Here is a 13136-nt window from a genome sequence, read left to right as displayed (position 1 = left end):
CCGATAACCCCTGTAGTGTTCACAACACATTTTCAGACACACAGCCGAGCAGAAATCCGCTCGGGCTGGCAGAATCGCATTTTGTTGTCTTTATAACGCTCGTTGAGCCAGGAATCGCCCCATGCAACTGACCACCGCCCACCTGATCGCCAACCCGTGCGATGACGAAGAAGACAACCTGGCCATGCTCTGCTGCCACAGCAATCAGGGCGAAATGTTTCTGATGACTCGCTACCCGGACGAAGACGAACTGGAGATCACCCTTGATGGTGAACCGTCGACCCTCGATGGCGTGAAAGTCACCCTCAGCCCTACCCGCCTGCTGATCGAAATAGCCGCCGCTGATGCCGATGCGCTGAATGGTGACGATCATCTGGAAATCCACCACAGCACCGCGCCGGCGGATCTGGCTGAAGTGGAAGAAACGTTGCAGAACATTCTCAAGGGCACGGGCACGTATGTGAGCCAGTTGACCTGACCCGAGCGGGTGGCCTCACGGCCCCCGGGAAGATTGACTATGCTTGCCTCATACACTCCGGTGACGAGGGATTTATGGACGATCCAGTCGACAACAAACCACCCAGCTTCTGGCAAATGCTGCACAGCGTGATGGCGGCGGCGTTCGGCGTGCAAAGCGGGAAGAACCGCGCCCGTGACTTCACGCACGGCAAACCCGCTCATTTCGTGATTTTAGGCATTCTGTTCACCGCAGTCTTTGCGCTGACGCTGTTCGGCATCGTGAAACTGGTCCTGCATCTGGCCGGGATTTAGCCCGACGTCAGTGCATCAGTGCTTGCAGGCTGAACGGATAGCGATAGCTCAGCGGACGATCCTTGGCCGAAAAGCTGCGAAAGTTCACGCCGTAGTTCTGCGTGGCGCCGATGGCCAACAAGCGCCTGGCCTGTTCCCGATCAATCAACTGCAACAGCGGGACTTGCCGGTCACGGCCGCCATATCGTTCGACATGGACGCCCTGGTCATAGTCATGCAACTGCACCAGCGCCCAACCGCCCAGGCTGAAGTGCCCGCCCAGCAATACGCTAAGACGACCATCCAGCAGCGCCTGCAAGGCTGGCGGCGAGGTATTGACGGCGCTGAACAGCGCGCCCTTGCCGGGTATGCCGCCCGCTTCTTCGTAAGCCTGCATCGCGCCAAACGCCATTTCATCGTTGGCCGACCAGATCAGCGAGATCTTCGGATAGCGCTTGAATAGCAACGTCGCCTGCTCATGAACGCGCTGACGGTTCCACCCGCCGTACACCAGTTGCTGCAAATGCACCTCGGGGTGCTCGCGCAACGCCCGCATCAAGCCCTGTTCACGCAACTGCGAGGCCGGTGTGATTTTCAGACCGGCAAACGCCAGCAACTCAAGTTTCTGGCCTGGGGCGACCGGAGGATGCAGGCGGATCAACTCCTTGAGCATCAGGTAACCGCCCTCCTCATCGTTGGGCACCAGGCTACCAAGCCAATCGGGGTATTTTTTCTCGCGATTGCCGAGCAACGCCATCTGATCGGCGTTTAGCGCGCTATTGACGATAAACAGCTTCACGCCGCTGCCCTCGGACAGCCGCAAGATTTCCGGCGCAACATATTGCTCGTTGGCGAACACCAGATAGTCAGGCCGATGTGGGCCTTGCAGGGCTTCACGGGCCTGTTTGATCGTGGTTTCAGGCTCGCGTTCGGAATACTGTATCCGCAGGTCCATGCCCAGGTCGCGGGCGGCGGCCTGCATGAATTGCGAATAGCTGAGCCAAAAGGTTTCCGTAGAAGTGCCGGGGCTCAGGAACAGCACCGACGCTGCTTGCGTACCCGACCCATAGGCCGAGCAAACCGATAGCAATACCCCACAGAGAAACTTGAACATTGAATATCCGAGCCCCGGCAATTAGCCGCGCATTATAGCCAGCGAACTGCTGGCAAATCGCGATTAATCGCCGTTTTGTCCGACAATCATCAGAACAGGGCCCGGACACGCTTACCTATTGATGGCTGACCCAGAACACCGCAGTGCCCACTACCAGGATAATCRGGAACAGAATTGCCCATGCATCGACGGTGCTATCACTTTTCCGTGCTTTGGTTGGGTTGCTCATTGCATCGCCTCTTGTCGGTTTTATCGGTGATTGCAGAAAGACTCGAGCACAGTTAAGTAGAGGATTGCCCGCACCACAAATGTGGGTAAGACAATAACCGGTCTCATTAGTCGATTTGGTTCTTTACATATACTCAAACATCACTTTTGCGCATAAACGCAAACTGGTATCTTGCCTCGGCTCCGTGGGGAGTGCGCGGCCGTGCGCGCAGAATTGCCAAGGCAGTATCGGAATCAAGCGAGCGAAAAACGCAGCTGTTCCTGATTGGCCCAAGCCTGAGAACAGGACCTATATGTACGTATACGACGAGTACGATCAGCGGATCATCGAGGACCGCGTCAAGCAGTTCCGTGATCAGACCCGACGCTATCTGGCAGGCGAGCTGAGCGAAGAAGAATTCCGCCCCCTGCGCCTGCAAAATGGCCTTTACATCCAGCGCTTCGCCCCGATGCTGCGGGTTGCCGTGCCTTATGGCCAACTGACTTCGCGCCAGACGCGAATGATGGCCAAGATCGCCCGCGACTACGACAAGGGCTACGCCCACATCAGCACCCGGCAGAACGTGCAGTTCAACTGGCCGGCACTGGAAGACATCCCGGACATCCTGGCAGAGCTTGCGACCGTGCAGATGCACGCGATCCAGACCAGCGGCAACTGCCTGCGCAACGTCACCACCGATCAGTTCGCCGGTGTCGCTGCCGACGAGCTGATCGATCCGCGTCCATGGTGCGAAATCGTCCGTCAGTGGACCACCTTCCACCCGGAATTCGCCTACCTGCCGCGCAAGTTCAAGATCGCCATCAACGGGTCGACCTCGGACCGCGCAGCCATTGAAGTCCATGACATCGGCCTTGAGCCGGTGCACAACGCCGCAGGCGAACTGGGTTTCCGCGTGCTGGTCGGTGGTGGCCTCGGTCGTACGCCGGTCGTTGGCGCGTTCATCAATGAATTCCTGCCGTGGCAAGACCTGTTGAGCTACCTTGACGCCATCCTGCGTGTGTACAACCGCTATGGTCGTCGCGACAACAAGTACAAGGCGCGGATCAAGATTCTGGTCAAGGCCCTGACGCCTGAAGTCTTCGCCCAAAAAGTCGACGCGGAAATGGAACACCTTCGCGGTGGCCAGACCACGCTGACCGAGGCCGAAGTGCATCGCGTCGCCAAGCATTTCGTCGATCCGGACTACAAAGCCCTGAACGACCAGACGGCTGAGCTGGCTGAACTCGACAAGCAATACCCGGGCTTCGCTCGCTGGCGCACCCGCAACACCCTGGCCCACAAGAAGCCGGGTTATGTTGCCGTGACCCTGTCGCTCAAGCCGACCGGCGTTGCGCCGGGCGACCTGACCGACAAGCAGCTCGATGGCGTTGCCGACCTGGCCGACCGCTACAGCTTTGGCCAGCTGCGCACCTCCCACGAGCAGAACATCATTCTGGCTGACGTCGAGCAGAGCCAACTGTTCACCCTGTGGGGTGAATTGCGCGAGCAAGGTTTCGCTACGCCGAACATCGGCCTGCTGACCGACATCATCTGCTGCCCGGGTGGTGACTTCTGCTCCCTGGCCAACGCCAAGTCGATCCCGATCGCCGAAGCCATCCAGCGCCGTTTCGATGACCTGGACTATCTGTTCGACATCGGCGAACTGGACCTGAACATCTCCGGCTGCATGAACGCCTGCGGTCACCACCACGTCGGCCACATCGGCATCCTCGGGGTGGACAAGAAAGGTGAAGAGTTCTACCAGGTATCCCTCGGCGGCAGCGCCAGCCGTGACGCCAGCCTGGGCAAGATCCTCGGCCCGTCCTTTGCCCAGGACGACATGCCTGACGTGATCTCGAAGCTGATCGACGTGTACGTGGAACAACGTACCGAAGACGAACGCTTCATCGACACCTATCAACGTATCGGCATCGACCTCTTCAAGGAACGCGTCTATGCAGCGAATAATTAAGAACAACGAAGTCATCGACGAAACCTGGCACTTGCTGCCAAAGGACGCGACCTTCGACGGCATCTCCAACTGCGACGACCTGATCGTGCCGTTGGCCCTGTGGCGCGATCACGCTCACGCGCTCAAGGCTCGTGATGGCGGTCTGGGCGTGTGGCTGGATGCCGATGAAGAAGCCGAGGAAATCGGTGACGACGTCGATCAGTTCCAGGTCATTGCCTTGAACTTCCCGGCCTTCACCGACGGGCGCAACTACTCCAACGCGCGCCTGCTGCGTGACCGCTACGGCTACAAGGGCGAACTGCGGGCGATCGGCGATGTGCTGCGCGACCAGCTGTTCTACCTGCACCGCTGCGGTTTCGACGCTTACGCATTGCGCGCCGACAAGGACCCGTACGAAGCCCTTGAAAGCCTCAAGGACTTCTCGGTGACCTACCAGGCCGCCACCGACGAACCGCTGCCGCTGTTCCGTCGCCGCTGATCGAAAAAAACCTTGAGCCCGGCGCCTGTGCCGGGACTCAAGGTTTTTCATTGTGGCTACAGACTCCCCGCCCCACCTATGACGCTTGAGAAGTCTCGCTATCGAGACCGGCTTTTTTCAGAGGCGGCTCCTTGAATAACGTGATTCTGTCTTCCAGTCGCACAAAACCGGCAAACGGGTCATTCCCATCGAGAGGCGGCCATTCCACACCCTCGAACAGGTGTTGGTAAAGTTCCTGCGAAGCATCCATCTCCTCAAGCATCCGCCACACTCGCCGCTGCAAAGGTGCGTAGTCCACCAGGAAATCAGCCGTGCGCGTCAGCGCTTCCAAAATGCCGAAGAAACGATTACTCCCCTCTTTTGCAAACACACGTTCCCAGCGTGCAGTCTGTTGTGCCGCCTGCTCAGGGAGAAGCCCGGTCAACCAAGCGTTTGGGCTGGCAACATCGTGTACCGCTGACCCCATCCATAAATTGATCCCGGTCTGCTTTCGATGGGCTACAACCCATTGCAGACTGTCTACGTCGGTTAGCGGATTGCCTGAAAGCAAGACGTTGCCCTCGACCACCGACTGCTTACGAACCGACTCAGGCACTCGGGCAATCTGGTTATCACGCAGATCCAACCGCTCCAGGCCATGAAAATCGAGAGTAAAGACCGGGCACGACCGAAGCTCTGCCCTTCTCAAATTGAGTTGACGCAATTCGGACATATCAAACACTGCCGGCGAGAGGCCGAGCGGATTTTCGCTTAGATCGAGCTCCTGAAGTCGGGTGAGCTCGGCGAGTTCGCCTACGGTTCCCTCCGTCAGGACCAGCCGGGTCGCTTTCAGGTTCAAGACCTCAAGCCGAGACATCAGGCCGATAGCAGGCGGCAATCGACCAACCGCTATGCCATTCTGGTCAAAAAGTCGTAGATCAACGCCCTGCATATTCAATGTGCGAAGGTTGGGGAAACACTCAAGAAATCCGTTAAGGCTGCCGCGCTGCGTTAACTTGAAATTCGGCATGGTGAGAGAGACCACGTCATTCAACTTTACGTTGAGCTGCGGGAGGTAGTGCATCTGCTCGAAGTCCATGTCCAGATGGAAGCCGATGAACTCACCGCCCCGATAAACCCTGCTGTCCGGCCCGCTACGTTTTTGCCAAATGGCAATCAGTTCATCGGCCAGTTCGTATCGGGTCTCACGTTCAATCTCCATCCATTGTTCTATACGCGCGTCGTTCTCTTCCTCGATCTCGGCGTCGCTCATCCCCTCGGCGCCCTCATCACCCGCGAGCAGAATCTCGATATCCATCTCTTCGACATCATCGGTTACGTCTTCGACCCAATCGGTGATATCGACACGCAGTTGCTCCGCCTGCAACCTCAGCCGATAAAGATCGGCCTGAGCCTGTGCCCCCGCATTCAACAGAAACTCATCCGCTTGTTCAGTCGTAAACGCAGGATAAATCTCCTTAACTTGAAGCCTCATGATCTCTATGGACAGCTCACCGGACTGCGCGGTGTTCGGGAATCCACCACCTCGCAAACCGAGACTCTGAAAGGTCAACCCGGAGTCCATCCTGCGCAACCCGAGCATCAATTCTGAGCGCGGCACGGCGTTCTCCCGAATTTTGAGCAACAAGTCCTGCCATTCATGGCCTGGACGCAAACCGAGGGCCGTGCGTTGTTCTTGCGGCAGAAGCCCCAGCAGCGCTTGATCAAAGCCAGCCGTACCAACCTGCCCGTAGAGCGCCTCGACGCGAGTCGCTTGCGACCAGCCCGGCAGCCGTTCCAGCGTCTGCAAAACGAGCACATCGCTGTCGGCGTTCTCGACCGATTTCAGATAGAGCCCCTCATAGGCGCGGCACAACCGTACATGCTGCTCGTACTGCCGCGCCTTGCCGCTCAACTGCACGAGCACTCGCCTGGTGTCAGCCAGTGTATGAGGCGCAGCAATGTCTGCTCCCGACCTGTTGAGCATTTGCTCCACCGCACTTTTTGGCAAACCCGGGTATTGATGCCGGAACAACCTGACCCAGTCATTATCCGATTGCTGTAGCGCGTCGTAGCGCTGCCTGAACTGTTCGACTCGTGTGCTTTTTAGCTGCTCAGCCTGCGCCGAGCCTTCGGGGAACGCGTCAATGGCACGCTGCAGATCCTGATCGAGCGTGAAACGACTGATGGTGTCCGCCAGCATCGGAGCCGGCGACCGCTGCCCGGTGTGCATCAGGCGTAATACATCATCGTCCACCGGGCTGACATGAGCTATCTGGGCCAGAACCTCATCGCTGAATGCCTGGACACTCGGCCCGATACCTCGCAACAGTTGTAGCCGTTCAGCGCCTGGGGCGGGAGGTGCAACCTCTGCGGCCACGATCGAGGACTCACCGGACAAGGGCTCGTCCACAACAGCAGGTGCAGGACCGGGTTCAGAACCGATGCCGACGGAATGTTCTTGTGCCTTGATGGCCGCCCCTTCCGCGACTAGTGGCAAGGCATTGAGCAAACCGAATACGGTGCGTGTGACACCTGTCGAGCGCTCTTCAGGGGTCTTGCCATCAACCGCCTGGGCCAGCCCATAACCGGCATCGATCAGCCCGGCCAATGCCAATAAACCTTCACCCCCCGGAACGAACAACGCCAAGGGACCAAATTTGTTGATCCAATGCACGATGGGCTCGACCACCGCACTCAAATCATCCCGATTGACCTGGGCATCGTCACGAATCGTTTCAATGCTGGCCTGGGCCGCTTGCTTCATCACCAACACCCACTGCGCGAAGGGATCGGTTGGAGACGTTGCGACCTCGAAGTGAATGTAATCGGCAGGATCCCAGTAACCATCATCGTTGAAAAAACCATGGCCTTTCTTCAAATGATGTTGTTCGGGGTAAATCGCCATGCCATCCAATGCGGTCGACACGCCTGCGTGGAACGTGCCGTCCTGCCGGTCATCTTCAGAAAAATGTGCTGCCAGAGCATCCCGCCGGGCAACGTCCCGACCCACATCGACCACCCATTCGTGTAACGCCTTTTGATCGGCGAACTCGTGGAACGGAGAAGAGTTACTCGGGATATAAAGCAAAATCCGCTCACTGGTTTTCTCTCGAAAGCTCCAGATATCGCTCGATACATAACGGTAGATGACCAGCCGCGCAGCCTCTATGGAAGACTCGGTCGTCGCCCAGGCCTGCAATTGCTCAACCGTCAGTTGTTCCCACGTTTGCTGCGGATCAAACCCGGCAACCTGCAGTGCCAGTTTGAGTCCGTCCTGGGTCAGGCTGTTTTCCTGGTGTTGCAGATAAGCCGCCATGACAAAGGCCGTCTTGACCGAAGTGCGCAGCGGATAACCTTGGGGTGCAAGACAGACCTCGTCGGAAGGCCACGCAGCGTGCACATAAGCGGTGTATCTGTCCTTGAACTCCAGCTCCCACACCCACTTCTTGAACTCTGCCGGCTGCAGCTTCAACTGAGTGCCGGGGCCGTAGCGCTGAGGGTCGGTCTGACGATAGATGCCCTCGTAGTCCTGGAACCCACCGTCTGGATTTATAGACTCATCAATCTCGACAATTCGGACTTCCGGCCCCACGGCAGGAGGCGTGTACAGGCCGAATGCCGTTTCCCCGAAGCGACCCGCGCCCACCGTCTGATAGTTGGACAGCAAGGCCTGTACCAGGCTTTGTGATTTTCTGACCCGGCCTTGCTGCACGTCCTGTTGCGCAGGGTAGCCATAGAAACTGTAATTCAGATCGACCAGCCGAGCGGCCAATGGTACTGCCCCCCAACGCTCCTCAATCAGCTTCGCGGCATATTGGGTCGGGGTCGAGGGCAATACGGCGTCCAGCGCAAGGCTCGACAGCGGTTGTTTTTTCTGAGCGGATAACCGGCTGGTGACAGGCTGGTGTTGACTCTCTAGCGCCATCATTTGCAATCCTTTGCAGTTGATTCGGGAGCCAAGAGCTTATGCATCGCCTGCCGCAAAAAAAGCAGGAAATGTCTTCAAACAGGTGGGAAAACGCGACGGACTCAACAGACCTGAAATGTGAAGGGTGAACACCCGCGACTGAACCTGTTCAGCGCCGAGCATTGCACTCGACGCTGCGATAACAGTGGTTAGTCCCGTGCGCCCTACCAAAAACGCTGCTGGGTGAGACGGCTCCACCAGGTCAACAGTACCCGATCAATCGAACCGCTGGCCGCCAGGCCGACGCGCTCTTGCAGGCTCTTGCGTTCGGCATAATGAAGGTGAAACAGCTCTGCGCCCTTGGCCCGTTCGGCAAGGTATTCATCGCTGGTTTTCAGCTCATCGACCAGTCGTTTTTCCAGTGCGGCAACACCCAGCCAGACTTCACCGGTGGCCACTTCATTGATGGCCAGTTGCGGCCGGTAGCGTGAGACGAAGTTCTTGAACAGTTCGTGGGTCACATCCAGGTCTTCCTGGAACTTCTCCCGGCCCTTCTCGGTGTTTTCGCCGAACACCGTCAGCGTGCGCTTGTACTCACCCGCCGTCAGGACTTCAAAGTCGATGTCGTGTTTTTTTAGCAGGCGATTGACGTTAGGCAACTGCGCCACCACCCCGATCGAACCCAGAATGGCAAACGGCGCGCTAATGATCTTCTCGCCGATGCACGCCATCATGTAACCGCCGCTGGCCGCGACCTTGTCGATGCACACGGTCAATGGCACACCGGCCTGGCGAATGCGCGCCAGTTGCGAGGACGCCAGACCGTAGCTGTGAACCATGCCTCCGCCGCTTTCCAGGCGCAACACGACTTCGTCCTTTGGCGTGGCCAGGGACAGCAGCGCGGTGATTTCGTGGCGCAGGCTTTCAGTCGCCGACGCCCTGATATCGCCATCGAAATCCAGCACGAACACCCGTGGTTTGGCTTCCGGCTTTTTCTTCTGTTTTTTCTCGGACTTGGCTTCGGATTTACGCAAGGCCTTGAGCTGGTCCTTGTCGAGCAGTGTCTGCTCCAGGCGCTCACGCAGTTCCTTGTAGAAATCATTGAGTTTACTGACCTGCAACTGGCCCGCGGACTTGCGCCGGCCTTTGCTGCGCAACGCCGCAAAGCTGGCCAGGACCACCAGAATGGCGATCACCAAGGTAACGGTTTTAGCCAGAAAACTTGCGTACTCGGCAAGAAAATCCACATTGACTCCTTAACGACAGTGCGCCGCAGAACACGCGGGCGCGTATACCTTCAGCATACCCATGCGGCCGCGTTGCGACCAGTCGTGAAACCTTCTGTAACGGGCCTCCAACGAGCATTTCAAACAAGCGTATGTTTTTTCATTGACAGCTCATCGCCATCCTCATAACCTCGCAAAACCTTCAACGTACCCGGATGACGCGGACGTGGGCAGCATCTATTTGATTCGACATGGCCAGGCCTCTTTCGGTGCAGACGACTACGACGTGCTGTCGCCGACCGGTATTCGCCAGGCAGAAATACTCGGCAGTCATCTGGCTGAACTGGGATTGAGTTTCGATCGCTGCCTGTCGGGCGACCTGCGTCGTCAGCAACACACCGCCAACAGCACCCTGGCACAATTCGGCGCTGTCGGCCTGCCGGTACCGCCCCTGGAAATCGATTCGGCTTTCAACGAGTTCGACGCCGACGCAGTGATCTGTGCACTGCTTCCAGACCTGCTGCCCGAAGAACCCGAAGCCCTGAACATCCTGCGCAATGCCGCGCAGAATCGCGGCGAGTTTCAGCGAATCTTTGCTTTAATCATCGAGCGCTGGCTGGTCGGGACGTACGATACACCGGGCCTCGAAAGCTGGCTTGGCTTCGTCGAGCGGGTCCAGGCCGGTTTGCAGCGTATTCTCGAACAGGCCGATAACACCCAGAAAATCGCCGTGTTCACCTCCGGCGGGACCATCACTGCCCTGCTCCACCTGATTACTCAAATGCCGGCCAGGCAGGCTTTTGAACTGAATTGGCAAATCGTTAACACCTCGCTCAACCAACTGAAGTTCCGTGGTCGCGAGGTGGCACTGGCTTCCTTCAACAGTCATGCACATTTGCAGCTGCTGAAGGCCCCGGAACTCATCACTTTCCGTTGAGTCCGGATCACTGTGACCCTTGTTGTAACACTTCATGAAAGGATCGAACCATGACCTCCGTAGCTGACGCCGTACAAGCCATGAAAGCCAAGTTCAACCCAGCCGCTGCTGCCGGTCTGGACCTGGTTTTCGGTTTCCGCATCGACGACACCAAGAACTTCTCGCTGATCGTCAAAGACAGCACGTGCGAGCTGCAAGAAGGCGAGAACCCGGACGCTCAAGTGACTCTGGTCATGGACGGCGAAACCCTGGAAGGCATCGTCGACGGTTCGACCGACGGCATGCAGGCATTCATGGGCGGCAAACTGCGCGCTGAAGGCGACATGATGCTGGCCATGAAACTGTCCGAGCTGTTCCCAAGCTAAGACGATGGCTCCCGTCCTCGGGAGCCCTCTGGCTGCTTGCGAATCCCGCCCTTATGGCGGGATTCGTCGTTTCTGCCGGTCGTAAATGTGCCCGCCCGACACATCGACTGCGAATTTGCCGTCTATATTCTCTGCTGGCCGTATGGCTCGCGCATCCGGCTGCTCGCTCGACCGAATACCTGCGGAGAACGGCGCCATGAGCCCACCTGATGAACACGACGACTTCAACCAGCGCCGCGTACGGCAAGGCCTTCCGGCAAGCACCGTCAGTGCCTGGACCAGTCCTCTGTTTGCGCAGAGCACCAGCATGACCAACTCCCCAGCCGATCTCATCCTGTTCAACGGGCGCATGCACACGGTCGACCGGGATAAACCCCTCGCGAGCGCGGTCGCCATCAAGGACGGGCGGTTTATTACCGTCGGCAATGATTCGGACGTCATGCCCCTGCGCGGCGCCAGCACGCAAGTCATCGACCTGCAAAAACGCACGGTGATCCCTGGCCTCAACGACTCGCACCTGCACCTGATCCGTGGTGGCCTGAACTACAACCTCGAACTGCGCTGGGAAGGCGTGCCGTCATTGGTCGACGCCTTGCGCCTGCTCAAGGATCAGGCCGACCGCACGCCGGCACCGCAATGGGTGCGCGTGGTCGGTGGCTGGACCGAGTTCCAGTTCGCCGAAAAGCGCCTGCCGACTATTGAAGAGCTGAACAAGGCTGCACCTGACACCCCGGTGTTCGTCCTGCACCTGTATGACCGCGCCCTGCTCAACCGCGCGGCGCTGAAAGTGGTGGGTTACGACCGCAATACCCCGAACCCGCCGGGTGGCGAAATCCAGCGCGATGCCAATGGTGACCCTACGGGCATGCTGATCGCCCGTCCGAACGCGATGATTCTCTACTCGACCCTGGCCAAGGGGCCGAAGTTGCCGCTGGAGTATCAGCTCAACTCGACCCGGCAGTTCATGCGCGAACTCAATCGCCTCGGTGTCACCAGCGCCATCGATGCCGGCGGCGGCTTTCAGAATTACCCGGACGACTATCAGGTCATCCAGCAGTTGGCGAAGGATCGGCAACTGAGCGTGCGCATTGCCTACAACCTGTTCACCCAAAAACCCAAGGAAGAGCTGACCGACTTCAAGAACTGGACCAGTACCTCGCACTACGGCCAGGGTAACGATTTCCTGCGGCACAACGGCGCTGGCGAAATGCTGGTGTTCTCCGCCGCCGACTTTGAAGACTTCCTCGAACCACGCCCCGATCTGCCACAAACCATGGAGCAGGAACTGGAACCGGTGGTGCGCCATTTGGTGGAGCAGCGCTGGCCGTTCCGCCTGCACGCCACCTACAACGAATCGATCAGCCGGATGCTCGACGTGTTCGAAAAGGTCAACCGCGATATCCCGTTCGACGGGCTGCCGTGGTTCTTCGATCACGCCGAAACCATCACCGCGCAGAACATCGAGCGGGTTCATGCACTGGGCGGCGGCATTGCGATTCAGGACCGCATGGCCTTTCAGGGCGAATATTTTGTCGACCGTTACGGCGCCAGAGCCGCCGAGCACACCCCACCGATCCAGCGCATGCTCGCCGAAGGCATTCCGGTCGGTGCCGGCACCGACGCCACACGGGTTTCCAGCTACAACCCGTGGACGTCGCTCTACTGGCTGGTCAGCGGCCGCACCGTCGGCGGCCTGGAGCTTTACCCGCAAGGCCTGAGCCGCGACACGGCGCTGGAACTCTACACCCATGGCAGCGCCTGGTTCTCCTCCGAGCAAGGCACAAAAGGCCAGATCAAGGTCGGGCAACTGGCCGATCTGGTGGCGTTGTCTGCCGACTACTTCAGCGTCGACGACGAAGCGATCAAATGGATTGAATCGGTGCTGACCGTGGTCGACGGCAAGGTGGTGTACGGCAGCCTCGAATTCGAAAAACTCGGCCCACCGCGTTTGCCGGTCATGCCCGACTGGTCACCGGTGGTGAACGTGCCGGGGCACTGGAAACCCTTGGCACCGCTCACCGCCCAGATGCATCAATGCGCAGGCGCTTGCGCCGTGCATGCCCACAGCCATGAGCAGGCGCGCTTGTCGAACGCACCCGTCAGCGACTTCCAGGGATTCTGGGGCGCGTTTGGCTGTTCGTGCTTTGCGTTTTGACGAATGCCTTTGACAGTAAGCCCACCAATGGCGGGCTTACTG

10 protein-coding genes are annotated in these 13136 nt (G+C 58.5%); 7 read left to right on the top strand and 3 right to left on the bottom strand.

What is annotated here, in order from left to right; genetic code table 11:
* Positions 1–121: 121 nt before the first annotated feature.
* Complete coding sequence (locus tag AC1DIH_RS13315; protein ID WP_145014584.1) at positions 122–478, top strand: hypothetical protein; 357 nt, start codon at positions 122–124, stop codon at positions 476–478.
* A gap of 74 nt (positions 479–552) precedes the next feature.
* Positions 553–771, top strand: a complete 219-nt coding sequence (locus tag AC1DIH_RS13310) for a DUF2970 domain-containing protein (RefSeq protein ID WP_477772008.1) — start codon at positions 553–555, stop codon at positions 769–771.
* 7 nt (positions 772–778) lie between these two features.
* On the opposite strand, the gene AC1DIH_RS13305 is transcribed toward AC1DIH_RS13310, so the two are convergent.
* Positions 779–1864 (bottom strand): ABC transporter substrate-binding protein, encoded by a 1086-nt coding sequence (locus tag AC1DIH_RS13305; protein WP_477772007.1) that lies wholly within the window; start codon positions 1862–1864, stop codon positions 779–781.
* A gap of 521 nt (positions 1865–2385) precedes the next feature.
* On the opposite strand from AC1DIH_RS13305, the gene AC1DIH_RS13300 reads away from it, so the two are divergent.
* A complete protein-coding gene (locus tag AC1DIH_RS13300; protein ID WP_477772006.1) occupies positions 2386–4044 on the top strand; it encodes a nitrite/sulfite reductase in 1659 nt (552 codons plus the stop codon).
* Positions 4028–4522, top strand: coding sequence for a DUF934 domain-containing protein (locus tag AC1DIH_RS13295; RefSeq protein ID WP_019690775.1), 495 nt, complete (start codon positions 4028–4030; stop codon positions 4520–4522). The genes AC1DIH_RS13300 and AC1DIH_RS13295 overlap by 17 nt, the downstream gene beginning before the upstream one ends.
* 76 nt (positions 4523–4598) lie before the next feature.
* On the opposite strand, the gene AC1DIH_RS13290 is transcribed toward AC1DIH_RS13295, so the two are convergent.
* Both AC1DIH_RS13290 and sohB read right to left on the bottom strand, forming a co-directional pair.
* Positions 4599–8432: a dermonecrotic toxin domain-containing protein gene (locus AC1DIH_RS13290; RefSeq protein ID WP_477772005.1), complete on the bottom strand. Its 3834-nt coding sequence runs from the start codon at positions 8430–8432 to the stop codon at positions 4599–4601.
* A gap of 203 nt (positions 8433–8635) precedes the next feature.
* Positions 8636–9658 carry a protease SohB gene (gene sohB / locus AC1DIH_RS13285; RefSeq protein WP_477772004.1) on the bottom strand — a complete coding sequence of 341 codons (1023 nt, stop codon included), beginning with the start codon at positions 9656–9658 and terminating at the stop codon, positions 8636–8638.
* 205 nt (positions 9659–9863) lie between these two features.
* Between sohB and AC1DIH_RS13280 the strand changes: the two genes are divergently transcribed.
* The 3 genes from AC1DIH_RS13280 to AC1DIH_RS13270 all read left to right on the top strand — a co-directional run bounded on the left by AC1DIH_RS13280 (position 9864) and on the right by AC1DIH_RS13270 (position 13094).
* Positions 9864–10574, top strand: a complete 711-nt coding sequence (locus tag AC1DIH_RS13280) for a histidine phosphatase family protein (RefSeq protein ID WP_477772003.1) — start codon at positions 9864–9866, stop codon at positions 10572–10574.
* A 50-nt stretch (positions 10575–10624) separates the two neighbouring features.
* Positions 10625–10939 carry an SCP2 sterol-binding domain-containing protein gene (locus tag AC1DIH_RS13275; protein WP_008015934.1) on the top strand — a complete coding sequence of 105 codons (315 nt, stop codon included), beginning with the start codon at positions 10625–10627 and terminating at the stop codon, positions 10937–10939.
* A 307-nt stretch (positions 10940–11246) separates the two neighbouring features.
* Positions 11247–13094 carry an amidohydrolase gene (locus AC1DIH_RS13270; RefSeq protein ID WP_477772043.1) on the top strand — a complete coding sequence of 616 codons (1848 nt, stop codon included), beginning with the start codon at positions 11247–11249 and terminating at the stop codon, positions 13092–13094.
* Positions 13095–13136 lie beyond the last annotated feature (42 nt).

The organism is Pseudomonas sp. 05N36 (assembly GCF_056397385.1).
This window is presented reverse-complemented; position numbering and strand designations above follow the sequence as displayed.